The following is a 26071-nucleotide window of genomic DNA, read 5'->3' on the forward strand; positions in this document are numbered from 1 at the left end:
AGAAAATTCGCTAGCTTGGGTCTGTTCGCGAAAGGAGCATCCAGCGTGCGGATTTTCTGGTTTTTGTTTGTTGGGCTGTTTCTCGCAACCTGCACCGATCGCAGCTATTCCCCGGTTGTGCCCAGCGCGTTGGACGTGGGCACGCCCAAAACCGTGTTTGCCGCAACCTCGCGCGGGAAAGAGGCAGATGGCAGCTTTGCCCATCGCCGATCCGAAAACTTGAGCCTGCTGGAACTGACGGTTTCTATTCCTCCGTCACACACGCCTGGATCACTGGATTTTGCCTATGCAAATCCCAATCCCAACAAACAGTTCACACTTGCCGCACTGAGAGAGTTCAACAGCCTCGACGCCTTTTCCCAACGCCTGAACCAGGAGATCCGGAAAGAAGGTGTACCATCCCGCGATGTCACTATCTTTGTTCATGGCTATAACTCAACCCAGACCGAAACCGCTTTCCGCGCGGCGCAGCTATCCCACGACATTCAGCTGCCCGGCGCCATGCTGATCTATTCCTGGCCCAGCCGAGGTAAACCGTTTGGGTATGCCTATGATTATGACAGCGTCCTGTTTGCGCGCGACGGGCTGGAACGCGTGATCCGCAAGGTCAAGTCGACCGGCGTCGATGATATCTTTATCGTGGCGCATTCCATCGGATCCGTCCTGACCATGGAGATGTTGCGACAAGCCGACATTCGTGAACCCGGCTGGGCCGACCGAAACCTGAGCGGAGTGGTTTTGCTGTCCCCGGACATCGACGTGGATCTGTTCAAATCACAGATGAGTACCCTTCAAAAAGTGCCGCAACCCTTTGTCGTGGTGGTGTCAGAAAAGGACAAGGCGCTGAACGTCTCCGGCCGTCTACGCGGCAACTCGGACGCACAGCGGTTGGGCAACATCTCATCTGTCGAGGCGGTCGCAGACCTGCCGATCAATATCGTGGATACAACGGCCTTTGCCAGTGATGCGCAATCCTCGCATCTTGTGGCGGGGACATCGCCGACACTGATCGCGATGCTTCAATCCATTCGCGCCATGGACAATTCTTTTGAATCCGACCCGGGCAATTTGGATTTCTTCCTGCCGAAGGGCTCAGATCAAGCACCTGATCACGCACGCGAAATCGTTTTGAACAAAGGTGGATTCACCGGGGATTACGGGCGGTGAAGCTGCAATCTGTGCTGGAGTTTCTGACACTGAACGCCCGGTGGCTGGCAGCCGGTGGCGTTCTGACGTTCTTGTCCAGTTTTGGACAGACCTTTTTCATCTCGGTCTTTGCCGGCGAAATTCGAGAGGCGTTCGAGCTGAGCCATGGGGAATGGGGTGGCCTCTATTCTCTGGGAACCATGGTGTCGGCGGGCGTCATGGTCTGGGCCGGAGCCGCAACCGATTTCTTTCGCGTGCGCTTGCTAGGGCCGCTCATTCTGGCTGGATTGGTGGTTGCCTGTCTTGTCATGGGGCTGAACACGTGGGTCTGGGCCCTGCCAATCAGCGTCTTTCTGCTGCGCTTCTTTGGGCAGGGGATGAGCAGCCATTTGGCCATGGTTGCAATGGCGCGTTGGTTCACCGCCACACGTGGCAAGGCGCTGTCGATTGCCACGTTGGGGTTTGCAGTAGGCGAGGCTCTGTTGCCACTGGCCTTTGTCACCGCGATGCTCCACGTACATTGGCAGACCTTGTGGATTCTCAGCGCCGGCATTTGCGCCATAGGCATTCCCATCCTGATCCTGTTGCTGCGGCACGAGCGGACACCGCAAAGCCTGGCAAAAAGCAATGCGAGCACCGGGATGGAAGGGCGTCATTGGACGCGGGCAGAGGCGCTGCGGCACCCGCTGTTTTGGACACTGATACCCGCGATCCTGGGACCGTCCGCCTTTGTAACCGCACTGTTCTTTCATCAAGTGCACCTGGCTGAGGTCAAAGGCTGGTCGCATATCCAGCTGGTGTCGTTATTTCCAGTTTATACGGTGGCCGGAATCGTGGCGATGCTGACCACCGGTTGGGCTTTGGACAGGTTCGGCACAACCCGATTGATGCCGTTCTTCATGCTGCCGTTTGTGATCGCGTTTTTGTCTTTCGCATTGGGCAATTCGCTGCCTTTGGCCTTGATCGGATTTGTCTTCCTCGGCCTCTCCAGCGGCGCAATCGCCACCCTGATCCCGGCCTTTTGGGCGGATTTCTATGGCACCGCCCATATCGGTGCGATCAAGGCGTTGGCTACGGCGGTTATGGTTCTGGGATCGGCCATTGGACCAGCCATAACCGGCGCGCTGATCGACTTTGGCATCGGGTTCGAGGCGCAGCTTATCGGCGTTGCGATCTATTTCATCGTGATCAGCGCACTGACCGCTTGGGGTGTAAGACGCGCAGCCCAGACCCTTTAGCGTATCCTGCGCAGATAGACGTAATAGGCGCCTTCGCCACCGTGAGAGAGATGCGCAGGCGTGACCTGCATCACGGCCTTGGACAACGGCGGCAGCGACAGCCATTGCGGCACCTGATTACGCAGCACACCGCGCGGCGTTGGAATGGGGCCGGGTTCATCGCGGTCCTTGCCCTTGCCCGTGATCACCAAAACCAAGCGCTTGCCGGATGCCTGCGACGACAGGATGAACCGGGTCAGGGCAGGGTGGGCGGTGTCTACGCGCATGCCATGCAGGTCTATCCGGCCCTCGGGCTTGAGCTTGCCGCGTTTCATCCGACCATAGGCCTTGGTGTCCATCTGCACCGGCATCCTGGACAGTTGTTGTGTGATAGACGGTTTCAGGCTTTTGCGACCGGGTTTCGTGTCGGCCTTTTGACCTACAAAAAACTCGGGCAGCGGGTCAAACAGCGTTTTGGCGGGTTTCGGTTTCGGCAACGAGGTCGCGTGGCTTTCCTCGACATGGGCAGGATTCAGGCGGTCCGCCTTTTCAACGACCTTGTTCCACAGGTCGACCTCTTCTCGGGACAATCTACGTCGGGCCATCAGAACCCATCCGGCAACAAGGCATAGGCCCGCTGAATGGGCAGCAACACCAGCATCCGGCCCGGATCGCGCAGTCGTCCTGCTGCCTGTCCCGCGGCGTCACCGGTACCAAAAAAGATGTCGGCTCGCTGCGCGCCCTTGATGGCCGATCCGGTGTCCTGGGCAATCATCAAGCGGCGCAACTTACCCGCGCCGTCCTTTTCCACCCAGACCGGAGCCCCAAGCGGTGTATAAGCAGGATCAACTGCGATCGAGCGCATGGCCGTGACCGAGCGATTCATCGCGCCCAAGGGGCCATCGGCCGAGGATACCCGCCGAACCTCACGGAAAAAAACGTAGCTTGGATTGTGAAACAGCAGTTCGACGCCGGCGGCAGGATTGCGCCGCACCCAGTTCTTGATCACCTGCGCACTGACTTGATGGGCGCTATACACACCGCGCCGCACCAACTCGACCCCGATCGAGCGGTAGTTGTGCCCGTTGGCCCCACCATAACCCACCCGCAGTGTTGATCCGTTTGTCATACGGATACGTCCCGATCCCTGGATCTGCAAAAAGAACAGCTCAACCGGGTCATCGACCCAGGCGATCTCCAAGCCGCGGTTGTCCATCACGCCGCTGGTCAGGATCTCGCGACGGCTCAACCAAGGATTCGACGCTTTTGCCTCGGGTGGCATTTTGTAGACGGGATAGCGAAATCGACTGGTCGGAACGCGGGACCCTTCAAGCTCGGGCTCGAAGTACCCGGTGAACAAACCGTCCTTGCCGTCCTGGATCAAAACCGGGCGAAAGAAGAGTTCAAAGAACGACCGAGCCGTTTCCCGTGAATGGGTCTGCGCCACAGCACAAAGCGACGTCCAATCGGGATCGTCGAAATCAATGCAGGTGTTAAGGAACGTGTCAAAGGCCGCAGTGTGATCATCTGCGGCCCAACCATCCAAATCGTCAAAAGAGGTAACCGAATACGAAATATTCGACCCGTTGCCCGAAGCAAAGCCTGCTGCGGTCATAAAGGCACATGCCAGAAATACCGACCGCAGCGCCCCAATCATGCGTCCGTTGCGACAAGCAGCCAGTTCGGATCATCGGTGCCCATCGTGCGCGCAAAGGTCCACGTATCCTTTTGGCGTTTGACGGTGTTTGCGTTGCCTTCGATGATGTCGCCGCCACGATCGCGCACGACCGAGGTCAGCTCGCCAACGAAACGCATCGTAATCTCGGCCAGTTGGGTGTCCTTGTCGAACTTGGCGTCCACCAGTGTCGTTTCACGAACCCCGATGAACTCGGCCTCAATCTTCAGGCCCTGATCTTCGCGATCAGCAACGACGCTGACAAAGGTTTCAAACACATCTTCGGCTAGGAACGGCTGGATGTCGTTCAGATCACCCCGTTCGAACCCCATCACGATCATCTCGTAGGCACCACGCGAGCCTTGGACGAAATCGCTGACCGAAAATCCGGGTTCGATCCGCTTCATTGCGGTCAATTGCTGCGCTTGCGGGCCATCTTCGGCCACGTGATCTGTGATGTCCCGATCCGGGCCGCCTTCGATCACTTCGAAGTCGCGCGCCGTGCGATCATTGGGCTGTTGTGGCACGGGTGGTTTTTCGAAACCTTCACGCGTACCCAGAACGCTGCGCAAACGCAAAATGAGAAATATGGCGATGCCGGCCAATACCAATAGCTGGATCATGGGTGATGAAGAATCCATTTCGTCCTCGTTTCAGGCAAGAGGCTTTGTAAGCAAGGCCTCAGGCCACTATGTAGGGGACAGGACGGTGCAAGTCCACCGTTCTGCCCTTACGAAAGGATAACCTAAATGTACCTGTTTCTGGCCTTTTTGCTGGTTCCGATCATCGAAATCGCCTTGTTCATCCAGGTTGGCGGCCTAATTGGGCTATGGTCAACGCTTGCAATTGTCGTGCTGACGGCCGTGTTGGGAACCTGGTTGGTGCGGACACAAGGTCGCATGGCGATGGGACAGCTGCAGCAGGCTTTTTCTACCTTGGACGACCCAACCGAACCGCTGGCCCATGGCGCGATGATCCTGTTTTCTGGCGCATTGCTTCTGACCCCTGGCTTTTTCACCGATGCAGTCGGCTTTGCCTTGCTGGTTCCTGGCGTTCGGGTGGCGGTGTTCCGGTACCTGCGGTCAAAAGTGACAGTATCAAGTTTTCAGATGGGCGGTGATCCACGGTTCCAGAATATGCATTCCGGCTTTGATCCCAGACGCGGCGCGCAAAACTCCGGAGGCCCCGGCGACGTCATCGACGGCGAATACGAAGAGGTCGGCAAACCACGCGACCCCAACGCACCGCCATCGGGTTGGGTCGAAGGACCGGACCGCCATTGAGGTGATCGGGGCAAGCTGTTAAGCAATGGCAAATTTGATTTTTACGGAGTTTAACCATGGCTGAAAACGAAGCCGCCGAAGGCGCACAGCAGCAGCAACCGCCGCAAGTCCAGATGCGCGTCCTGGGACAGTTCATCCGCGATCTGTCGTTTGAAAACGTGATGGCCCAAAAGGGTGCATCAGGCGACGTGCAGCCTGATGTGAACGTTCAGGTGAACCTGGATGCCAAGAAGCGTTCGACCGATCACCAGTACGAAGTGGCGATCAAACTGAACATTGAATCCAAGGCAAAAGAACTGGGCGAGACCCTGTTCGTATTCGAGATCGATTACTGCGGCATCTTCCACGTCGAAGGCGTGGCCGAGGATCAGCTGCATCCCTTCCTGCTGATCGAATGCCCCCGTATGCTGTTCCCGTTCCTGCGCCGCATCGTCAGCGATGTGACCCGCGATGGTGGCTATCCGCCGCTAAACCTGGACAACATCGACTTTGTTGCGCTCTATCGCAACGAACTGGCGCGCCTGCAGGCCGCACAGCAGCAGCAAGCTGACGCGTAAGCAATCGTTTAACGCGCTTGGGGCCGGCCCTCAGGCGCGTTTCCACATCGCATCATCCCCCAGTTTATCGACAAAGGCCTGATGGGCCTCTTGTTCCTCGGTCGTCACGCGCGAGGGTAGGGGATTAGGCCGTGCAGTTGGGCGCCAATCGTCAGCGACAGCTCCACCCGAACCGCCTTGGACTTGCGACAGACCAAAGTCAGGCTGTTTGCCGCCGATCAGTTCCAGATAGACCTCTGCCAGGATTTCACTATCGAGCAAAGCGCCGTGCAGCGTCCGGTTTGTATTGTCGATGCCAAAGCGGCGGCAAAGCGCGTCCAGCGAGGCCGGCGAGCCAGGGAATTTCTTGCGTGCAATGGCCAGCGTGTCGAGCGCTTGCTCCCACGGGATTTCCGGCAGACCCATCCAGCGCAGCTCGGCATTCAGGAATTTGATGTCAAAGGCTGCATTGTGGATCACCAGTTTGGAATCGCCAATGAAATCGCGAAACGCCTGACCGACCTTGGCAAACACCGGCTTATCCCGCAACGTCACCGCGCCGGGGCCGGGCTGCTGTGGGGATTCCAGAAGGTCAGGACCAATCCCATGCACACCAAAGGCCTCAAGCGGCATGGAGCGTTCGGGATTGATGTATTGATGATACGTCTCGCCCGTGGCCACGTGGTTCCACAGTTCGACCGCGCCGATTTCAACAATCCGGTCGCCGCTTTCGGGATCAAACCCGGTGGTTTCCGTATCCAGAACGATTTCACGCATCGTCTAACCCTGCTCTGATTTGCTCTACCACAGCCTGCACCTGTTGGCGTGCGTGGTCCAGCGTGTCGGTCACGATCACAAAATCGGATCGCTCACATTTCTCGTCATTCGGCATTTGTTTGGCGCGGATCTGCTGGAATTGTTCCAAGCTCATGGTACCGCGCGCCAGGACACGTTCTTGCTGTACCTCGGCCGAGACCGAGACGCATGCCACCGCATCCATCGCCGCGTTGCCGCCGGTTTCAAACATCAAAGGCACATCGAACACCAGGATGTCGGCATCTGCTTCAGCTTTGAACTGTTCTCGGTCCTCGCCAACCAGCGGATGCACGATCTGTTCGATCTGTTTCAACGCCGTTGGATCGGCCTGAATGACCCCGCGCAACGCATCGCGACTGACGGCACCATCAACTATAGCATCCGGAAAGGCAGCTTGCATCGGGGCGACCGCAGAACCGCCGGGCGCATAAAGTCGATGAACCGCAGCATCCGCATCCCAAACGGCGCAGCCCATTTCAGCAAACAGCTTGGCCGTTGTGCTTTTTCCCATACCGATAGAGCCGGTGAGCCCCAAGAGAAAGCTCATCTTAGGGCTGCCGCGCGGGTGGCGCTGTCGACCGTGGGCCTTTCGCCAAACCAACGCTCAAAGCCAGGTACGGCCTGATGGAGCAACATTCCGAGACCGTCGACCGTGGTGCATCCCGCTTCTTCTGCAGTGAGCAGCAGTTTGGTTTTTAGCGGGGCGTAGACCAAATCGGTCACAACAGTCGAAGGTTTCAGCCCATCCATGGGCACGCGCAGTTCAGAATGGCCAACCATGCCAAGCGATGTTGTGTTCACCACCAGATCTGCATTCTCAACTACATTGCCGGCCTGGACCCAATCGATGACCTGCACCCGCTTGCCGAAATCATCGCGCAGCTTTTCGGCACGGACACGTGTGCGGTTGGACAGAAAAACTTCGGGCACGCCGGCCTCGAGCAGGGCCGAAATCACGGCGCGCGCTGCACCACCAGCCCCAAGTATCAGGGCCGGGCCGGCCTTTGCGTCCCAATCGGGGGCGCCGCTGTGCAAGTTCTCCATGAATCCGTAGCCATCAGTGTTGTCGGCGTGAATCTTGCCGTCTTCGCGGAAGATCAGCGTGTTCGCCGCGCCGATCAGTGTCGCGCGATCCGTAATCTGATCGGCGATCGCCATCACCGCCTCTTTATGTGGGACCGTCACGTTGACGCCCACAAAGCCGGCCTTGGGCAAGGTACGCAGAACCGTTTCCAGATCCTGGGGGGCCACGTCCATCGGGACGTAGTGCCCGGCGATGCCGTAGGTTTTGAGCCAATGCCCGTGCAATCGAGGGGATTTGGAATGCGCAACCGGGTGTCCGATCACCCCAGCCAAAGGAATACGTGTGTTCGTCATTGTTCGATCACCCCCCGCAACGTCAGGAAATTGAGCAGCTCTAACAGGGGCATACCCAAAACGTTAAAATAGTCCCCGTCAATGGTTGTGAACAAGCGTACACCCTCTTCTTCGAGTTTGTAGGCCCCAACCGCATGGCGAATACTGTCCCAGTTCCGATCGACATAAGAGCGCAGATAGGTGTCCGAGCTCACCCGCATCCGTAGGCGGACCTGGCCAACTTGGCGCCAGATTGGTTCGCCGTTTTCATAGATAACCGCAGCCGACAGCAGCATGTGCCGCTGTCCACGCATCGCCTTGAGCTGATCAAAGGCCTGCTCTGGTGTGGCCGGCTTGGACAAAAGCTGCCCCTGAAAATCCAGAACCTGGTCACAGCCCAGAACCATCGCACCGGGCGTTTTCAGGCTGATCTTGCGCGCCTTGAGTTCGGCCAAGGCGTCGGCAATGTCGCGGGGTGTGGCCTCTTCCGCAATCAGTGCATTTTTAACAGTTTCTTCATCAACACGGGGCACATTAACCTCAAACGGGACACCTGCGTTGCGCAGCAGTTGCGCCCGAATGGTTGAGCCAGAGGCTAGAACGATGGGGACAGTCATGTGGATAACCCCTTGGACAGGTCTTTGAGCGATTTCGGATGGTTTGTATGACTTTCCGCTTGCCACGCAACCCCCGGGGTTTCGCAAAAAACATCTCTGAGTCGTTCAAGTTGTATCCTTTCAGGACAAGGATAACTCGATTTCCGTGGATAACCCGATCACCCCAAGTTACCCGCAGTATTATCCCCAGGTTCTTTAAGTTAAATCATCATCAAGTATCTGTTTTAAAAAGATATTTGTTCCATGTGGGAAAATCACCTATATGACCTGACGATGTTTCCCACATGGGGAAAACTGGCAGGACAGATGAGTTATCCACGAAAATCCGGCTCCCTACAAAAATCATCATCCTTTTTTCTTTCTTTCTTTTTTATTAGGTAAGCCCGAACCCGATCCGCGAGACGCACATGACCGATTTCCTGTTCACGATTTACCCATGGGTCAAATCCCTGCACATCATGGCAGTCATCTCGTGGATGGCCGGTCTCTTCTATCTTCCTCGTTTGTTTGTGCATCATGTCGAGCAGGCTGAGAAAGTTCAGGGAGCGCCTGAAATCTTTCTGATGATGCAAGAGAAGCTTCTGAAGATCATAATGCGACCGGCGATGATCGTGACCTGGGCCTGTGGTCTGATCATGGTGTTCACGCCTGGTATCGTCGACTGGTCGTGGATCTGGCCCTGGACCAAGGGCGCATCGGTTCTGGCGATGACTTGGTTCCATCACTGGCTGCTTAAGCAGCACCGCAGCTTAGAGGAGGGGACCAATACCCTCTCAGGGCGCACGTACCGCCTCATGAATGAGGTTCCGACCGTTTTGATGGTGGTCATCGTGTTGTCGGTCATTTTGAAGTTCTGAGGGTTGTTTGACTCCATTGCCCGGCGCCCCTATGTAGGGTGCAACTGACCCGTCCGGGTTATGTGTCTTCCGAATCCATATTCAATCCATGCCGCGCTTGCGGTCAAAGGGTGTTTGATCATGTCTGCTGAATCCCTGTCGCTTGCCTATCTCAAGGCCAAGAGCCCCAAAGACCTGCTGTCGATGGCCGAAGAGCTTGAGATCGAAAACGCATCAACGATGCGCAAAGGCGAAATGATGTTCCAGATCCTGCGTGAACGCGCGGACGAGGGATGGGAGATTTCGGGCGATGGCGTGCTTGAGGTGCTGCAAGACGGCTTTGGTTTCCTGCGCTCGCCCGAGGCGAACTATTTGCCGGGTCCCGACGACATCTATGTCTCGCCCGAGATGATCCGCCAGCACAGTCTGCGCACCGGTGATACGATTGATGGTGTGATGAAGGCGCCGCTCGACAATGAGCGCTATTTTGCACTGACCAATGTCACCAAGATCAACTTTGAAGATCCGGAAAAAGCCAAACACAAAATTGCCTTCGACAACCTGACGCCTCTGTACCCTGATGAGCGTCTGAAGATGGAAGTCGAAGATCCGACCATCAAGGACCGCTCGGCGCGTGTCATCGACCTGGTGGCGCCGATTGGTAAAGGTCAGCGTTCGCTCATCGTGGCGCCGCCGCGGACCGGTAAAACCGTGATCCTGCAGAACATCGCCAACTCGATCGAAAAGAACCATCCCGAGTGCTATCTGATCGTGTTGCTGATCGACGAACGCCCCGAAGAAGTGACCGACATGCAGCGGTCAGTGAAAGGCGAGGTTGTGTCCTCTACCTTTGATGAACCTGCAACTCGTCACGTGGCTGTCTCCGAGATGGTGATCGAAAAGGCTAAACGCCTGGTCGAACATAAACGAGATGTTGTTATCCTTTTGGACTCTATCACAAGACTTGGTAGAGCTTTCAACACTGTTGTGCCTTCTTCGGGTAAAGTGCTTACAGGTGGTGTCGATGCAAACGCATTGCAGCGCCCAAAACGTTTCTTTGGTGCCGCACGGAATATCGAAGAGGGTGGTTCGCTGACCATCATCGCCACTGCGCTGATCGATACCGGCTCGCGCATGGACGAAGTTATCTTTGAAGAATTTAAAGGTACGGGTAACTCGGAAATCGTTCTGGATCGCAAGATCGCCGATAAACGCGTCTTCCCTGCGATCGACATCCTCAAGTCTGGCACCCGGAAAGAAGATTTGTTGGTCGACAAGCTGGACCTTCAGAAAACCTTTGTCCTGCGCCGCATCTTGAATCCGATGGGCACGACAGACGCGATCGAGTTCCTGTTGTCGAAGCTGAAGCAGACCAAGACAAACGGCGAATTCTTCGACTCGATGAACACCTGACACCGGTCTGAACAGCGAGGCCACTGGAATGGATACGATCTTTGCCTTGGCCAGCGCCCCCGGCAAAGCAGGCGTTTCCGTGATCCGAATCTCGGGTCACGGTGCCTATGAAGTTGCGCAATCGCTGACGGAAAAAGAACTCCCACGACGCGGTATGTCTTTGCGAACATTGCGGGACTCGTCCGGCGAACGCCTAGATGAGGCTTTGGTTCTTACGTTCAATGGGCCAGATAGCTTCACAGGGGAAAATGTCGTCGAGCTGCAAGTTCACGGTAGCGTGGCCGTTGTCAATTCTGTCATGTCTACGTTGGCCGAGCTGGACAAAGCTCGATTGGCCGAACCAGGTGAATTTACCCGCCGAGCTCTGGAAAACGGCAAGATGGATCTGGCTCAAGTCGAAGGGCTTGCCGATCTAATTGATGCCGAGACTGAAGCGCAAAGACGTCAAGCTCAAACAATTCTGAAAGGTGAATTGGGACAGTTGGCGGAACGATGGCGCCGAGACTTGATCCGTGCCGCTTCGTTATTGGAAGCTGTCATAGATTTCGCTGACGAAGACGTTCCGACAGATGTCACGCCTGAAGTGAATGAGTTGCTGGATGCTGTAATCACTGATCTTTCTGGCCAGATATCTGGTGTGAAGATCGCCGAACGCATTCGAACTGGTTTTGAAGTTGCGATTGTTGGGCGGCCCAACGTCGGAAAATCGACGTTGCTGAATGCATTGGCTGGCCGTGATGCCGCAATAACGTCAGAGTATGCAGGAACAACACGAGATGTGATCGAAGTTCGTATGGACCTGGCTGGGTTGCCAGTCACCTTATTGGACACGGCCGGTATTCGTGAAACCGAAGATGCCATTGAAAACATGGGGATAGCCTTGGCGCGCAAGCGCGCCTTGGCCGCTGATCTGCGAGTGTTCTTGTTGGAAGAAACAAGCGATGAGCCTGAATTTGAACCCGAAGCACAAGATGTGATTATCTTGGCAAAAGGTGACCTGCGCGCGGATGATGTACCCTCTATCTCTGGTAAGAGCGGTAAGGGGATTGATCAGTTGGTTGATCAAATCTCAAGCAGCCTTTTGAAAAGGAGCGCAGGAGCGGGGATCGCAACGCGCGAACGCCATAAAGAAGCAATGCTCTTGGCGTATAGAGCTTTAGTTGAAGCCAAGAAGATTCTGGAACGCGGTGAAGATCTATATGATATCGGGGCGGAAGAGATTCGAACTGCAATCCGCGCGCTTGAATCTCTGGTTGGACGTATAGATGTTGAGAATCTACTGGATGAGATATTCTCCAGTTTTTGCCTCGGTAAATAAGGAGTGTTTCACGTGAAACATTTTGACTTTGACGTGTTGGTTATTGGGGCAGGTCACGCGGGTGCCGAGGCGGCACACGCATCTGCTCGAATGGGTGCACGAACTGCCTTGGTAACACTTTCTGAAAGCGACATAGGTGTAATGTCTTGCAACCCGGCCATTGGAGGTTTGGGTAAGGGGCATCTCGTGCGAGAGATCGATGCCCTAGACGGCGTAATGGGCCGGGTGGCCGATCTTGCAGGGATACAGTTCCGGCTATTGAATCGCCGAAAGGGCCCCGCAGTTCAAGGACCGAGAGCTCAGGCTGATCGTGAAATTTATCGGCGCGAAATGCTAGCAGCCACGCTTGCGCAGGAGAATCTGCAACTGGTGTTTGGTGAAGTCGTCGACATCCAAACTGACAAGGATAAGGCTACGGGCGTTGTGCTCGCGGACGGAAGCACGATTTCTGCTCATTCTGTAATTTTAACATCCGGTACATTTCTGCGTGGAGTTATTCATATCGGTGATGTTTCTCAGCCAGGCGGCAGAATGGGAGATCGCCCATCGATCAAGCTCGCAGAGCGGGTCCAAGATATGGGACTTGAACTTGGACGGTTGAAAACGGGTACTCCGCCCCGTCTGGACGGTCGAACCATCAAGTGGGACGGCCTTGAACGGCAGGACGGAGACGAAGATCCGACCTTTTTTTCCTTCCTGACCAGGTCAGCAACGGCGCCACAAATATCGTGTGCAATCACTCACACGAACGAAAGTACTCATGATATCATCCGGAACAATCTAGAACGATCGGCCATGTATGGTGGGCACATCGATGGGGTGGGGCCCCGCTATTGTCCGTCCATCGAGGACAAGATTGTCCGATTTGCCGACAAAACCTCTCACCAGATTTTCCTGGAGCCAGAGGGTGTTAACGTACCTACAGTCTATCCGAATGGAATATCCACGTCCTTGCCAAGGGATGTACAGGCGGATTATGTGAGGTCGATTCGAGGGTTGGAGAACGCCAAGATTCTACAACTTGGATATGCGATTGAGTATGACTATGTGGATCCAAGATCTCTGAACTCACAGTTGATGTTGAAGTCGATGCAAAATTTGTACTTGGCAGGGCAGATTAATGGGACAACAGGATACGAAGAAGCCGCAGCCCAAGGTCTGGTTGCCGGCTTGAATGCTGCGTTGGCATCCCGCGAGGAGGAGCCGATATACTTTAGTCGATCAAACAGCTATATAGGCGTTATGATCGATGATCTGACGACACGGGGGGTCGCAGAGCCCTATCGTATGTTCACGTCCCGAGCCGAATTTCGTCTTTCCTTGAGGGCTGATAACGCAGATCAGCGGCTTACCGGGATTGGGATAGAAATGGGGTGTGTGTCGAGTGCCAGGAAGCACAAATTTGTTAGAAAGTTGGAAGCACTCAACGCAGCGACTGACGCTTTGAACGCACGTCTTTTTACACCAAGGCAGCTGAAAAACTCTGGCATCCATGTCAATCAAGATGGCACCAAACGGACAGGAATGGATGTTCTGGCGTTTCCTGATGTCGGGTTTCCTGATGTCCAAAAGCTAATTCCAGAGCTTGCGCAGGTAGATGAGCCTATCCAAAGACAAATTGAGCGCGACGCGCTCTACGCAAACTACATTGCGCGTCAAAAGAGTGACGTTGAGACCTTGAAAAAGGAGGAAGACCTTCGGATCCCTGATGATTTTTCTTACGAAGAATTCGAAGGCCTGTCGAACGAACTTAGGCAAAAGCTAGATCGTAATCGCCCAGAAAACCTTGCGCAGGCAGGACGGATCGAAGGGATGACACCGGCTGCCATGGCTTTGCTTTTTGCTCGGCTGCGCAAGGTGAAACGTGCGAGGTCCGCATGAATAGGGCGGACTTTGAACCCGTTTCGGGAATCAGTGTTTCACGTGAAACATTTTCGAACCTGGAGAGATACGTTGATCTGGTGAGAAAATGGAACCCGACAATCAACATCGTGTCTCGTAAGAGCCTGGACGATATTTGGAATAGGCACATTGTTGATTCTGTTCAGGCATTCACGTGTTTGAAGTGTACGGGTTCTTGGGTGGATATTGGGAGCGGTGGTGGGTTTCCTGGTGCTGTTGTTGGAATTCTAGCTAGAGAGCTGTCGCCGAACTGCCAGGTGACTTTGATAGAAAGTGACCAGAGAAAATCTGCTTTCCTAAGGAATGTTTCACGTGAAACATCGTCGGGGTTCAGGGTGATTGCCAAAAGAATTGAAGACGTTGAGCCTCAATACGCAGATGTAATTTCCGCTCGAGCACTGGCTGATCTGAGCACACTTCTGGAGTTCTGTGAGCGCCATCTGAAGTCATCCGGGAGCGCTGTGTTTCCAAAAGGCGTTACATGGAAAAAAGAGGTAGAGGCCGCTCAAAGGGAATGGAAGTTTGAGCTTGATCCAATTACTAGTGTTACTGAACCACAGGCCGTAATCCTTAAAATCAAGGGAATCGAGCGTGCATGATCTGTCTCGTCCTGACGGACCAAAAATAGTCGCAGTGGCCAACCAAAAGGGCGGGGTTGGCAAGACCACTACCACCATAAATTTGGCCGCAGCGTTGGTAGAACACGGATTACGTGTTCTTGTCGTGGATCTTGATCCCCAGGGTAATGCGTCAACTGGGTTGGGTATTGAGCGGTCGGATCGCTCACAAACCAGCTATGAACTTTTGGTAGACGATGCGGCACCTGAAGATGTGATCCACAGTACAGGCTTCGAAGGACTGTCGATCATTCCAGCGACAGTTGATTTGAGTTCAGCTGACATTGAACTGGTTTCAAATGAAAAAAGAAGCTTTCTGCTCCATGATGCGTTGCGTCAAACAGCAATGGATGCCTTTGGGTGGGATTACATCCTGGTTGATTGCCCGCCATCCTTGAACCTGTTGACTGTAAACGCGATGGTTGCAGCGCATTCCATATTAGTGCCATTGCAAAGTGAATTTTTTGCGCTCGAAGGGTTATCGCAACTCATGCTCACAGTTCGAGAAGTTCGCCAAACCGCAAACCCCAAGCTTCGAATCGAGGGAATAGTTCTGACAATGTTCGATCGTCGGAACAATTTGTCACAACAGGTTGAGGCAGATGCCAGGGACAACCTCGGCGATTTGGTGTTTGAGACCAAAATTCCCCGAAATGTTCGGGTTAGTGAGGCACCGTCTTTTGCGCTTCCAGTGCTAAGCTATGATTCGAACTCACAGGGAGCTCAGGCATATCGCGACTTGGCTAATGAGCTCATATCAAAAAATAACAGAACATCCACGTGAAGGGAGAGGCTGAATTGGCGACTAGGAAAGGAAAGCCCAGGGGGCTGGGACGTGGATTGTCGGCACTTATGGCAGATGTCACACCAGAAGAAGCTACACCCGCCGGTGCAACACGTCGGGGTGAGGTTGTCGTTCCGATCGAGAAACTAAGGGCAAATCCAGATCAGCCGCGCCGTAAGTTTAGGCAAGAAGACTTGGATGATCTGGCGGCATCGGTCAAGGAGAAGGGAATCCTTCAGCCTTTGATCGTTCGACCTGTTGAAGAAGGTGACTACGAAATCGTCGCAGGTGAACGTCGGTGGCGAGCGGCGCAGTTGGCGCAGTTGCATGATGTTCCCGTCTTGATCCGAGAGCTGGACGACACAGAAGTCCTTGAAATTGCGATCATTGAGAACATACAACGCGCTGACCTGAACGCTGTTGAAGAGGCTGCAGGCTTTCGTCAGTTGATGGATCGCTTTGGTCATACCCAAGAAAAACTGGCAGAGGCATTGGGTAAAAGCCGCAGCTACATCGCCAACCTTTTGCGTCTGTTGGCGTTGCCCGAAGATGTTCAGCAGATGGTTATTGATGGCTTGCTTTCAGCTGGACACGCGCGTGCGCTGATTACATCAGAAAACCCGTCAGAGCTGGCTAAGATAGTGGTGCGTGATGGTCTGTCTGTCCGCGCGACTGAAGCTTTGGTGAAGCGCCGGCAGCAAAAGGATGAACCAACTTCTGCTCCGAAGACGCGCAGCACGGGATCAGAGAAAGATGCTGATACACGCGCGTTAGAAAAGGATTTGTCTGCTATCTTGGCGATGAGGGTTGCGATCAATCACAAGGCTGGCACGGAAACGGGGCAGGTGGTTTTGACATATGAGAACCTGGATCAGCTCGACGATCTGTGCGCCAAGCTTAGCCGTTAGGGCGAGTCCAAATGAAAATCATGACGGCGCCGAGTGTAACGGCCTGAATGATCAGGATATGGTTTGCCAACCCAAGCATCAATGACAACCCAAAGACAGCTGCGACCGATAAGGTCGCGGCTTTTTTTGCGGCAGGACGTATGGCGCCGCTGGTATTCCAATCTATGATCATTGGGCCAAAAACCTGATGAGACAGCAGCCAGTCATGCAGGCGTTCTGAGGACCGGGCGAAACAAAAGGCGGCGAGCAAAAGGAAGGGAACAGTTGGGAGAAGGGGGAGAATGACGCCAATCATGGCAAGCGCCACGCATAACACCCCCAGAACAAGCCAAAACACACGCATACTCTCAATCCACCAACATTTCCCGAATGACCGCGTTCAAGACTGCACGACCGTCTTTTGTGGCCCTCAAGATAGAGCCTGTTTGTTCCACCATGCCAATCTCTTTCAGGTAGTCCAAACGATCCTGGGGAATTGATGTCGAGGACAGAGCTTGAAAGCGATCCATATCTATTCCCTGAACTAGCCTGAGCCCCATCATCAGGTATTCGTTGGCATGATCTTGTATACTTAATGAAGTTCTGACCGATTCACCTGTGGTCTTGCCAACCTGGGCGAGCCACATGTTTGGATTCAGATAGGATTCCGTTGCGAATTTTGAGCCCTTTATCGTCAAACGCCCATGCGCTCCGGGACCGATGCCGACGTAATCACCATACCGCCAATAGACCTGATTGTGCTGTGATTCCGAACCCGGTTTGGCATGATTTGAAATCTCGTAAGCTGGTAGTCCAGCTGCTTCGCAGATCTCTTGCGTCGCCATATACATGTCGGCCGAGGTGTCATCTTCGGGCAGGCCGCGCAATTTTCCAACGGCATAGCGATCTCCAAAGGCTGTGCCTTGCTCGATCGTCAATTGATAGAGCGACAGGTGATCAATCGCCATGGACAGGGCCTGCTTCAGCTCAGCCCGCCACTCTGACAAGGATTGATGTTGGCGGGCATAGATCAGGTCAAAACTGACGCGATCAAAGCAATTCCTGGCGACGTCAAAGGCTTTTTGCGCCTCGGCTACCGTATGGATACGACCCAAACGGCGCAGGTCCTCGTCATTCAGCGCCTGAATGCCCATCGAGATCCGATTGACGCCGGCGTCACGATAGCCGGCAAAGCGTCCGGCCTCGACCGATCCTGGATTGGCCTCAAGCGTGATCTCCATATCATTCGCAGCGTGCCAATGTCCGCGCGCGGCCTGTATGACTGCGTCGACTGTTTCAGGGGCCATCAAAGATGGGGTGCCGCCGCCAAAGAAGATCGTGTTTAAAACACGTCCGGGGGTTTGGACAGCGTAACGTTCTAGCTCTAGCAGATAGGCATCAACCCAGGCGGATTGGTCTATTTGCCGACTGACGTGGCTGTTGAAGTCGCAATAGGGGCATTTGGCCTCGCAAAATGGCCAGTGGACGTACAGGCCAAAGCCCCCGTTTTGCCAATCATCCGCCAAAACAGCCCTTTACGAACTTTTGCACTGCAAGCGCGCGGTGGCTGATCTTGTTCTTTTCCCAACGATCCATCTCGGCAAAGGTGATGTCATGTCCTTCGGGGACAAACATCGGATCATAGCCAAAACCCTGATCGCCGCGCATCGGCCACGTCAGATGACCGGGCGCGACACCTTCGAACACCTCGTCATGTCCGTCGGGCCAAGCCACCACCAAGGTGCTGCGGAATTGTGCCAGACGTGGGTGGGGCGCATTGATCGCCTCCAGCTCATTATGCGCTCGGGTCATGGCCATGACAAAGTCGCGGCCATTGCCGGTTTCGGCCCAATCGGCGGTATAGACACCGGGGGCGCCATTCAAAGCATCGATGGTGATTCCGCTGTCATCCGAAAGACAAGGCAGACCGGTGGCCGTGGCCGCGGCGTGCGCCTTGATCCGGGCATTGCCGACGAAGGTATCCTCGGTCTCTTCCGGTTCGGGCAAATCCATATCTGCGGCGCCTACAACCTTGACCCCAAAAGGCGTGAGGAGATGTTCCATCTCCTCCAATTTGCCCTTGTTGTGGGTGGCAAAGACCAGCGTATCCCCATCGAATGTGCGGGTCATGCGGTGGCGGCCTTTTGTGCGGCGGCCAGTTCACCGACACCCTTTTCAGCCAGATCCATCAGCTGATCCATCTGAGCGCGGCTGAATACCGAACCCTCGGCGCTCATCTGCACTTCGATCAGTTTACCGGATCCGGTCATGATAAAGTTGCCGTCAACGCCGGCCTCAGAGTCCTCGGGGTAGTCCAGATCCAGCACCGGCTGGCCGGCGTAGATGCCACAGGACACGGCCGCGACCGGATCGACCAGCGGATCGGAAATCACATCGCCAGCTTTCATCAGCTTGTTAACCGCCAGACGCAGCGCAACCCAACCGCCGGTGATCGAGGCACAGCGGGTTCCGCCGTCGGCCTGAATCACGTCACAGTCGACGGTGATCTGACGCTCGCCCAAAGCAACGCGGTCAACGCCTGCGCGCAGGGCTCGGCCGATCAAGCGCTGAATCTCAACAGTACGGCCACCTTGCTTGCCGCTGGCCGCCTCTCGACGCATCCGGGTGTTGGTTGCGCGCGGAAGCATCCCATATTCTGCAGTAACCCAACCCAGGCCGGACCCTTTGATAAAGGGCGGAACGCGGTCTTCGATTGTGGCGGTGCACAGCACATGCGTGTCACCCATCTTGATCAGGCAAGAGCCTTCGGCATGTTTGGTAAAGCCGGTCTCGATGGAAACGGCGCGCATTTGGTTCAGATCACGTCCAGAGGGTCGCATTGGAAATCCTTTGTTTGCTGGCTTGGGGATAACTCTGGTCAGCGCAGGGGGCAACCCCGATTGACCTTTGCCGCAAGTGGGATTTAATGACGTCAAAGCCGGAGAAGCCCAATGAGTGACGCGAGCAAAATTCTGGATGAGATGAACGACCGCTCGCGCGAGGTGTTCCGGTTGATTGTCGAAGGGTACTTGGACAGTGGCGAACCGGTGGGTAGCCGGACGTTGACCCGTACGCTCAGCGAAAAGGTCAGCGCCGCGACGATCCGCAATGTGATGCAGGATCTGGAGTTTCTTGGCCTGCTCGACAGTCCCCATGTCAGCGCCGGCCGCGTGCCGACGCAGATGGGGTTGCGGATGTTTGTTGATGGGTTGCTCGAGGTCGGTGACCTGAACGCGGCAGATCGAAAAAAAATTGACGCAACGGTGGACAGTAACTCGGCCGATGTCAGCGGGTTGCTGGATCGCGTTGGCTCGGTGTTGTCAGGGGTGACACAGGGCGCTTCCTTGGTGCTGACCCCCAAGCACGAGGCTGAGATCAAGCATATCGAGTTTGTGTCGCTGGCCCATGATCGCGCGTTGGTGGTTTTGGTGTTTTCGGATGGGCACGTGGAAAACCGCCTGTTCACTCCACCGCCAGGACAGACGCCCAGCTCGATGCGCGAAGCGGCGAATTTCCTGAATTCCCTGATCGAGGGGAGAACGCTCAGCGAAGTGAGCACGGTTATCCAATCTCAGATCACTACGCGCCAACAAGAGATCGACGTGCTGGCCCGTGAGATGGTCGAGGGCGGCTTGGCGGTTTGGGACGGCGAAGGGCAGGATTCGGCGCGCTTGATCGTTCGGGGGCGGGCGAATCTTTTGGCGGATACGGGGCAAGAGGAAGAGCTGGAGCGGATCAGAACCCTGTTTGATGACCTGGAACGCAAGCGGGACATTGCCGAATTTCTGGAACTGACCGAGGACGGCGACGGTGTGCGCATTTTTATCGGCTCTGAGAACAAACTTTTTTCACTTTCGGGTTCCTCTTTGGTGGTGTCTCCATATATGAACGCTGATCGTAAGATCATTGGTGCGGTTGGGGTGATTGGCCCGACGCGCCTGAATTACGGACGGATCGTGCCTATCGTCGACTATACCGCGCAGTTGGTCGGCAAGCTCGTATCGGACCGGAGTTAGAGGTAGAAAGATGGCAGAGCCAAAGAACGAAGATTTTCTGGATGACATCGCAACGGCCGAAGCCGAAGAGCTGGCCGAAGAATTGGCAGAAATCAGCGGCGAAGCAGCCGAACTGGACGAGCTGCGTGCCGAGCGGGACGCGCTGAAGGACAAGTTCATGCGCGCGCTGGCGGATGCGGAAAACGCCCGCAAACGTGGCGATAAAGCCCGCCGCGATGCCGAGAATTATGGTGGCTCGAAACTGGCGCGGGACATGCTGCCGGTTTACGACAACCTCAAGCGCGGTCTTGAGGCAGCAACCGACGAGCAGCACGAAGTGTCCGCTGCCTTGATCGAGGGTGTTGAGCTGACCATGCGCGCGCTGCTGGATGTATTCGGCAAGCACGGCATTCGGATCGTGTCGCCCGAAGTTGGTGATCGCTTTGATCCGCAGATGCACGAGGCGATGTTTGAGGCACCGGTGCCGGGCACCAGAGCCGGCGACATCATTCAGGTTTCCGCCGAGGGGTTCATGTTGCACGACCGCCTGCTGCGCCCGGCGCAAGTTGGCGTAAGCTCGACGCCGGCTGGCTAAGGTTTCGCCTTCGGCGAGAATATTCTAGAAAAGATGAAGAAGCGGTCAGGACTTGGCCGCTTCTTTCAGTTTGTAGATCAGATCGAGCGCTTCGCGCGGGCTGAGTTCATCGGGATGGACGTCGACCAGCATCCCATCCAAGGCCGATGTCTTGGGGGCAGGGGGCGGTGGCGGCGCGGCAGAGAAGAGTGGCAAATCGTCGATCAGCGCCTTCTGCTTGCCACCTTCGCGTTCGTTTTGCTCCAATTGCTCCAACACCACCCGGGCGCGTTCCACGACAGAGGGGGGGAGGCCGGCGAGCTGGGCCACCTGAACACCGTATGACCTGTCCGCAGCACCTTTGCGGACCTCATGCAGGAAGATTACCTCGCCTTCCCATTCCTTGACTGCGACGGTGGCGTTATCGACGCCCTCCAGGCTGCCAGCGAGAGCCGTAAGTTCATGATAATGCGTGGCAAATAGGGCGCGGCAACTGTTGGTGGCGTGCAGATGCTCCAATGTTGCCCAGGCAATGGACAGACCATCATAGGTCGCAGTGCCACGCCCGATCTCATCCAGAATCACCAGCGCCCGTTCGTCCGCCTGGTTCAGGATCGCGGCGGTTTCCACCATCTCGACCATAAAGGTCGACCGTCCGCGTGCCAGATCATCCGAGGCCCCGACGCGGCTGAAAAGTTGACTCACCAAGCCAATCTCGGCGCGTTCTGCGGGGACATAACTGCCCATCTGGGCGAGCAGGGCGATCAGGGCATTCTGTCGCAGGAAAGTCGACTTACCGGCCATGTTTGGACCAGTCAAAAGCCAGACAGCCGCCCCACCATTTGCTGTCAGGTCACAGTCATTTGCGATGAAGGCGTCGCCTGATTGCTGTTGCAGGGCGCGTTCAACCACCGGATGGCGGCCGCCGGTTATGTTAAATGACCGGGTATTATCGACGGTCGGGCGGCACCAGTTTTCGCCCCGCGCGAAATCAGCCAGAGAAGTGGCCAAATCCAGTTCCGCCAGCCCGCGTGCGGCTTGGTTGAGCAGGGCGGCTTGGGCTAGAATTCCCTCAGATAGCCTTTGATAGAGCCGCTTTTCGATCTCTAGCGCCAGATTCCCGGCGTTCAGGATACGCGTTTCAATCTCACTCAGCTCGACCGTGGTGAACCGGACCTGATTGGCGGTGGTCTGGCGGTGGATGTAGGTCTCGGAAAACGGCGCGCTGAGCATTTTGTCAGCATGTGTTGCCGTGGTTTCGATGAAGTATCCCAGCACGTTGTTATGCTTGATCTTCAGCGAGGTGATGCCTGTGTGTTCGGCGTACTTCTGTTGAAAGCCGGCGATGACCGAGCGACCTTCGTCCCGAAGGGTGCGGGCCTCGTCTAGCTCGGCGTCAAAGCCAGGCGCGATGAACCCGCCGTCACGAGCCAGCAGCGGGGGTTCGGCCACAAGTGAGGCGTCCAGCAACCCAAGAAGATCATCAAAGCCACGCAAGTTGGCGGTCGCTTGATCCATCAGATCCGGTAGTTCGATGTCATCGGTCGACCCCGCAATCTGTTCCGCCTGAATCAATCCGTTGCGGATCGCGGTCAGATCTCTTGGACCGCCCCGGTCCAGGGCCAGCCGGGACAGGGCGCGGTCCAGATCGGGGGTTTTGCGCAGGGCGTCGCGCAAGTGTTCCGCTAGTGAGGATTGTTCGACGCAGAAGTCCAGCGCGGCCAGGCGGGCGTGAATAGTGTCGAGCTTGCGGGACGGGCTGGAAATGCGCTGTTCCAGCAGACGCCCGCCGCCAGGTGTCACCGTGCGGTCGATGACGGATAGCAGCGAGCCGAACTTGTCACCACTCAGCGAACGGGTCAGTTCCAGATTGCGGCGTGTGGCCGCGTCTATCTGCATCACCCGGTCTTCGCTGTCCTGTTCGGGCGGCAGAAGCAGCGGCAGTTTGCCCTTTTGAGTGATCTCTAGATAGTCGATCAACGCGCCCATGGCCGAGAGTTCAGGCCGCGAGAATTTGCCGAACCCGTCCAGTGAGCCAACCTTGAAGAGCTCTTGCAGGCGTTTTTCCGCTCCCGTGCTATCGAAACTGGCTTTGCCCATCGGCGTCAGCGGAATTTTGAAATCATCCGCCAAGGGACGCATGGTCTGAAACACAGGCTCGTCCACTACCAACAGTTCAGACGGAGCAAGGCGGGCAAGCTCTGGCCCAAGCCGTTGCTTTGAAACGGTCATGACGTGAAACGCGCCGGTCGAGATGTCGGCCCAGGCGAGTGCCGCGCTGTCGCGCACCTCGGCGTAGGCCACCAGAAAGTTGTGACGCCGCGCCTCAAGCAGGGCGTCCTCGGTCAGGGTTCCTGGGGTCACAAGACGTACAACATCGCGCCGAACCACTGACTTAGAGCCTCTTTTCTTGGCCTCAGCCGGGCTTTCCATCTGTTCACAGACGGCAACACGGAAGCCTTTGCGGATCAGCGTCAGCAAATAACCTTCGGCCGCGTGTACCGGCACGCCACACATCGGGATGTCATTGCCGTTGTGTTTGCCACGTTTGGTCAGAGCGATGTCAAGCGCCTGTGCAGCGTCAACGGCGTCGTCAAAGAACATCTCATAGAAATCACCCATGCGATAAAACAGCAGGGCATCGGCGTGGGCCTCTTTGATTTCGAGGTATTGCGCCATCATGGGTGTGACAGTGGACACGTGTTCTTTCTCCGACTGGACCGAGCGGGACCTTACAAATCCGTCCAGTCTGGTGAAAGCCGAAAACGCATTGTCGTTGAGACTGGCTGCTGCCTGCGCTATGAGGCGAAAAGCCCGAACTGTGAAAAGAACGACCGATCTGATGCCTAAAGCGAAAATTACCGACCAAGAGGCGCTGGCCTTTCACCTGGACCCCACCCCCGGCAAGTGGGAGGTGCAGGCTACGGTTCCGATGACAACACAGCGCGATCTGTCGCTGGCCTATTCCCCTGGCGTCGCCGTTCCTTGCGAGGCAATCGCGGCGAACCCGGAAACAGCGTATGATTACACCAACAAGGGCAACCTTGTGGCGGTGATTTCGAATGGTACGGCGGTTCTGGGTTTGGGAAACCTCGGCGCGCTGGGCTCGAAACCGGTGATGGAGGGCAAATCGGTCCTGTTCAAACGGTTCGCTGACGTGAACTCGATCGATATCGAGCTGGACACCGAGGACACTGATGCGTTCATCAACGCGGTCAGGCTGATGGGGCCGACATTCGGTGGCATCAACCTGGAAGACATCAAAGCGCCCGAATGCTTCATCATCGAACAGCGTCTGAAAGAAGAGATGGACATCCCCGTCTTTCACGATGACCAGCATGGCACGGCGGTGATTTGTGCGGCGGGCCTGATCAATGCTCTGCACATTTCGGGTAAGAAAATCGAAGACGTCAAAATCGTTCTGAACGGCGCGGGCGCTGCTGGTATCGCTTGTATCGAACTGCTCAAAGCGATGGGCGCGCGACACGAAAACTGCATCGTCTGCGACACCAAGGGCGTAATTTATCAGGGCCGAACCGAGGGCATGAACCAGTGGAAATCGGCCCATGCCATCACCACTGAGCTGCGCAGCCTGGAAGAGGCGATGAATGGAGCCGACGTGTTCCTTGGTGTGTCGGTCAAGGGAGCGGTGACGCCTGACATGGTTGCCAGCATGGCCGATAACCCGGTGATCTTTGCCATGGCGAACCCTGATCCCGAGATTACACCAGAAGAGGCGCATGACGTTCGCGTTGACGCCATTGTGGCGACGGGGCGATCGGACTATCCGAACCAGGTCAACAACGTGCTGGGCTTTCCCTATCTCTTCCGTGGAGCGCTGGACATTCACGCCCGCGCCATCAACGACGAGATGAAGATCGCCTGTGCTCATGCTCTGGCCCAACTCGCGCGTGAGGATGTGCCGGATGAGGTGGCGATGGCCTATGGCAAATCGTTGACCTTTGGCCGTGACTATATCATCCCGACTCCGTTTGATCCGCGCCTCATCCATCGGATTCCGCCAGCGGTTGCGCGTGCAGGTATGGACACAGGCGCTGCGCGTAGACCGATCATTGATATGGATGCCTATGAACTGAGCCTGAAATCGCGGATGGATCCGACGGCCAGCATCTTGCGCGGACTGAACGCCCGCGCGCGTCAGGCCCAAAGCCGGATGATCTTTGCCGAGGGAGACGACCCTCGCGTGTTGCGTGCGGCCGTGATGTATCAGCGTTCGGGTTTTGGTAAGGCTCTGGTTGTTGGTCGACAGGATGACGTCAAAGTAAAGCTTGAGGCTGCTGGCCTGGGCGACGCCGTGCGCGAGCTGGAGGTTGTGAATGCTGCCAACACCATGCACCTCGATACCTACAAGAATTTTCTCTACAAGCGCCTTCAACGTAAGGGTTTTGACGGTAAGGACATTCACCGTTTGGCGGCCCGTGATCGGCACGTCTTCTCGGCATTGATGTTGGCCCACGGGCATGGCGACGGTGTTGTGACGGGGGCGACGCGCAAATCGGCGCATGTTCTGGACCGGATCAACCATGTGTTTGATGCCGATGCCGCGCATGGGGCGGCGGGTGTCACGGCGTTGCTGCACAAAGGCCGGATCGTGCTTATTGGCGATACGCTTGTCCATGAATGGCCGGATGAGAACAATCTGGCTGATATTGCGGAACGTGCTGCGAATGTCGCCCGTCACATGGGACTTGAACCGCGCGTGGCCTTTGTCAGCTTCTCGACCTTTGGGTATCCGGTGTCAGAGCGCGCCGAAAAGATGCATATCGCCCCCGAAGTTCTGGATAGACGCGGTGTCGATTTCGAATACGAAGGCGAGATGACCGTCGACGTGGCGCTGAATGAAAATCAGCAAGAGGCTTATCCTTTCTCGCGCCTGACCGGTCCGGCCAACATTCTCATTGTTCCCGCGCGCCACTCGGCCAGCATTTCGACGAAGCTGATGCAGGAAATGGGTGGGGCAACCGTGATTGGTCCGATCCTGTCGGGTGTCGACAAGCCGATTCAGATCTGCTCGACCGGGTCGACGGCAAACGACATCCTGAACATGGCCATCCTGGCTGCTTGTGACATCGGGTAAG

Annotated in this window: 26 protein-coding genes; 14 read left to right on the forward strand and 12 right to left on the reverse strand. The window is 56.0% G+C overall.

Annotated elements, in window-relative coordinates; translation table 11 throughout:
- Window positions 1–45: 45 nt before the first annotated feature.
- Together TRM7615_RS02400 and TRM7615_RS02405 are read left to right on the forward strand one after the other, a co-directional pair.
- Window positions 46–1167: an alpha/beta hydrolase gene (locus TRM7615_RS02400; protein ID WP_108785287.1), complete on the forward strand. Its 1122-nt coding sequence runs from the start codon at window positions 46–48 to the stop codon at window positions 1165–1167.
- A gap of 2 nt (window positions 1168–1169) precedes the next feature.
- Complete coding sequence (locus tag TRM7615_RS02405) at window positions 1170–2384, forward strand: MFS transporter (RefSeq protein ID WP_370739762.1); 1215 nt, start codon at window positions 1170–1172, stop codon at window positions 2382–2384.
- Here the strand turns inward: TRM7615_RS02405 and TRM7615_RS02410 are convergent.
- The 3 genes from TRM7615_RS02410 to TRM7615_RS02420 are packed head-to-tail and all read right to left on the reverse strand — an operon-like array spanning window position 2381 to window position 4679.
- On the reverse strand, window positions 2381–2968 hold the full coding sequence (locus TRM7615_RS02410) for a Smr/MutS family protein (RefSeq protein ID WP_108785289.1): 588 nt from the start codon (window positions 2966–2968) through the stop codon (window positions 2381–2383). The genes TRM7615_RS02405 and TRM7615_RS02410 overlap by 4 nt on opposite strands.
- Window positions 2968–4020: a murein transglycosylase A gene (mltA, locus tag TRM7615_RS02415; RefSeq protein WP_108785290.1), complete on the reverse strand. Its 1053-nt coding sequence runs from the start codon at window positions 4018–4020 to the stop codon at window positions 2968–2970. Before mltA ends, TRM7615_RS02410 begins: the two co-directional genes overlap by 1 nt.
- Window positions 4017–4679 carry a Tim44/TimA family putative adaptor protein gene (locus tag TRM7615_RS02420; protein ID WP_108785291.1) on the reverse strand — a complete coding sequence of 221 codons (663 nt, stop codon included), beginning with the start codon at window positions 4677–4679 and terminating at the stop codon, window positions 4017–4019. Before TRM7615_RS02420 ends, mltA begins: the two co-directional genes overlap by 4 nt.
- 108 nt (window positions 4680–4787) lie before the next feature.
- On the opposite strand from TRM7615_RS02420, the gene TRM7615_RS02425 reads away from it, so the two are divergent.
- Both TRM7615_RS02425 and secB read left to right on the forward strand, forming a co-directional pair.
- Entirely contained in the window at window positions 4788–5321 is a 534-nt protein-coding gene (locus TRM7615_RS02425) for an FxsA family protein (protein ID WP_108785292.1), read from the forward strand.
- A 56-nt stretch (window positions 5322–5377) separates the two neighbouring features.
- On the forward strand, window positions 5378–5878 hold the full coding sequence (gene secB / locus TRM7615_RS02430; RefSeq protein ID WP_108785293.1) for a protein-export chaperone SecB: 501 nt from the start codon (window positions 5378–5380) through the stop codon (window positions 5876–5878).
- A 30-nt stretch (window positions 5879–5908) separates the two neighbouring features.
- Here secB and dnaQ read toward each other — a convergent pair whose 3' ends face one another.
- From dnaQ to TRM7615_RS02450, 4 genes are read right to left on the reverse strand one after another with little or no spacing between them, the layout of a single operon-like run.
- Window positions 5909–6634: a DNA polymerase III subunit epsilon gene (gene dnaQ / locus TRM7615_RS02435; protein WP_108785294.1), complete on the reverse strand. Its 726-nt coding sequence runs from the start codon at window positions 6632–6634 to the stop codon at window positions 5909–5911.
- Window positions 6627–7220, reverse strand: a complete 594-nt coding sequence (gene coaE, locus TRM7615_RS02440) for a dephospho-CoA kinase (protein ID WP_108785295.1) — start codon at window positions 7218–7220, stop codon at window positions 6627–6629. The genes dnaQ and coaE overlap by 8 nt, the downstream gene beginning before the upstream one ends.
- Window positions 7217–8050, reverse strand: coding sequence for a shikimate dehydrogenase (locus TRM7615_RS02445; protein WP_108785296.1), 834 nt, complete (start codon window positions 8048–8050; stop codon window positions 7217–7219). The genes coaE and TRM7615_RS02445 overlap by 4 nt, the downstream gene beginning before the upstream one ends.
- The gene (locus TRM7615_RS02450) at window positions 8047–8646 is read right to left on the reverse strand and encodes a Maf family protein (protein ID WP_108785297.1); all 600 of its coding nucleotides are present in this window, start codon (window positions 8644–8646) and stop codon (window positions 8047–8049) included. Before TRM7615_RS02450 ends, TRM7615_RS02445 begins: the two co-directional genes overlap by 4 nt.
- A 407-nt stretch (window positions 8647–9053) precedes the next feature.
- Here TRM7615_RS02450 and TRM7615_RS02455 point away from each other — a divergent pair, with 407 nt between their 5' ends.
- The 7 genes from TRM7615_RS02455 (at window position 9054) to TRM7615_RS02485 (ending at window position 16424) form a co-directional block, all read left to right on the forward strand.
- Entirely contained in the window at window positions 9054–9503 is a 450-nt protein-coding gene (locus TRM7615_RS02455; protein ID WP_108785298.1) for a CopD family protein, read from the forward strand.
- A 120-nt stretch (window positions 9504–9623) separates the two neighbouring features.
- Window positions 9624–10895 carry a transcription termination factor Rho gene (gene rho / locus TRM7615_RS02460; RefSeq protein ID WP_108785299.1) on the forward strand — a complete coding sequence of 424 codons (1272 nt, stop codon included), beginning with the start codon at window positions 9624–9626 and terminating at the stop codon, window positions 10893–10895.
- Window positions 10896–10923: 28 nt separating this feature from the next.
- On the forward strand, window positions 10924–12213 hold the full coding sequence (gene mnmE / locus TRM7615_RS02465) for a tRNA uridine-5-carboxymethylaminomethyl(34) synthesis GTPase MnmE (RefSeq protein WP_108785300.1): 1290 nt from the start codon (window positions 10924–10926) through the stop codon (window positions 12211–12213).
- 12 nt (window positions 12214–12225) lie between these two features.
- A complete protein-coding gene (mnmG, locus tag TRM7615_RS02470; RefSeq protein WP_108785485.1) occupies window positions 12226–14094 on the forward strand; it encodes a tRNA uridine-5-carboxymethylaminomethyl(34) synthesis enzyme MnmG in 1869 nt (622 codons plus the stop codon).
- Complete coding sequence (gene rsmG / locus TRM7615_RS02475) at window positions 14091–14714, forward strand: 16S rRNA (guanine(527)-N(7))-methyltransferase RsmG (RefSeq protein WP_108785301.1); 624 nt, start codon at window positions 14091–14093, stop codon at window positions 14712–14714. The genes mnmG and rsmG overlap by 4 nt, the downstream gene beginning before the upstream one ends.
- Window positions 14707–15516 carry a ParA family protein gene (locus TRM7615_RS02480; RefSeq protein WP_108785302.1) on the forward strand — a complete coding sequence of 270 codons (810 nt, stop codon included), beginning with the start codon at window positions 14707–14709 and terminating at the stop codon, window positions 15514–15516. The genes rsmG and TRM7615_RS02480 overlap by 8 nt, the downstream gene beginning before the upstream one ends.
- A gap of 14 nt (window positions 15517–15530) precedes the next feature.
- Window positions 15531–16424: a ParB/RepB/Spo0J family partition protein gene (locus TRM7615_RS02485; RefSeq protein ID WP_108785486.1), complete on the forward strand. Its 894-nt coding sequence runs from the start codon at window positions 15531–15533 to the stop codon at window positions 16422–16424.
- Here the strand turns inward: TRM7615_RS02485 and TRM7615_RS02490 are convergent.
- The 4 genes from TRM7615_RS02490 to rph are packed head-to-tail and all read right to left on the reverse strand — an operon-like array spanning window position 16414 to window position 19243.
- Entirely contained in the window at window positions 16414–16767 is a 354-nt protein-coding gene (locus TRM7615_RS02490; RefSeq protein ID WP_108785303.1) for a YbaN family protein, read from the reverse strand. The two genes, TRM7615_RS02485 and TRM7615_RS02490, sit on opposite strands and share 11 nt — an antisense overlap.
- A gap of 4 nt (window positions 16768–16771) precedes the next feature.
- Complete coding sequence (hemW, locus tag TRM7615_RS02495; protein WP_108785304.1) at window positions 16772–17929, reverse strand: radical SAM family heme chaperone HemW; 1158 nt, start codon at window positions 17927–17929, stop codon at window positions 16772–16774.
- On the reverse strand, window positions 17919–18533 hold the full coding sequence (gene rdgB / locus TRM7615_RS02500; protein ID WP_108785305.1) for an RdgB/HAM1 family non-canonical purine NTP pyrophosphatase: 615 nt from the start codon (window positions 18531–18533) through the stop codon (window positions 17919–17921). Before rdgB ends, hemW begins: the two co-directional genes overlap by 11 nt.
- Complete coding sequence (gene rph / locus TRM7615_RS02505; RefSeq protein WP_108785306.1) at window positions 18530–19243, reverse strand: ribonuclease PH; 714 nt, start codon at window positions 19241–19243, stop codon at window positions 18530–18532. The genes rdgB and rph overlap by 4 nt, the downstream gene beginning before the upstream one ends.
- A 111-nt stretch (window positions 19244–19354) precedes the next feature.
- On the opposite strand from rph, the gene hrcA reads away from it, so the two are divergent.
- Window positions 19355–20419 (forward strand): heat-inducible transcriptional repressor HrcA, encoded by a 1065-nt coding sequence (gene hrcA / locus TRM7615_RS02510; protein ID WP_108785307.1) that lies wholly within the window; start codon window positions 19355–19357, stop codon window positions 20417–20419.
- 10 nt (window positions 20420–20429) lie between these two features.
- Window positions 20430–20993, forward strand: a complete 564-nt coding sequence (locus TRM7615_RS02515) for a nucleotide exchange factor GrpE (protein WP_108785308.1) — start codon at window positions 20430–20432, stop codon at window positions 20991–20993.
- 45 nt (window positions 20994–21038) lie between these two features.
- On the opposite strand, the gene mutS is transcribed toward TRM7615_RS02515, so the two are convergent.
- Complete coding sequence (mutS, locus tag TRM7615_RS02520; protein WP_181893332.1) at window positions 21039–23654, reverse strand: DNA mismatch repair protein MutS; 2616 nt, start codon at window positions 23652–23654, stop codon at window positions 21039–21041.
- A 160-nt stretch (window positions 23655–23814) separates the two neighbouring features.
- Between mutS and TRM7615_RS02525 the strand changes: the two genes are divergently transcribed.
- Window positions 23815–26070 (forward strand): NADP-dependent malic enzyme, encoded by a 2256-nt coding sequence (locus tag TRM7615_RS02525; RefSeq protein WP_108785310.1) that lies wholly within the window; start codon window positions 23815–23817, stop codon window positions 26068–26070.
- Window position 26071 lies beyond the last annotated feature (1 nt).

It is taken from the genome of Falsiruegeria mediterranea M17 (assembly GCF_900302455.1).
In the GTDB taxonomy this organism is placed as follows: domain Bacteria; phylum Pseudomonadota; class Alphaproteobacteria; order Rhodobacterales; family Rhodobacteraceae; genus Falsiruegeria; species Falsiruegeria mediterranea.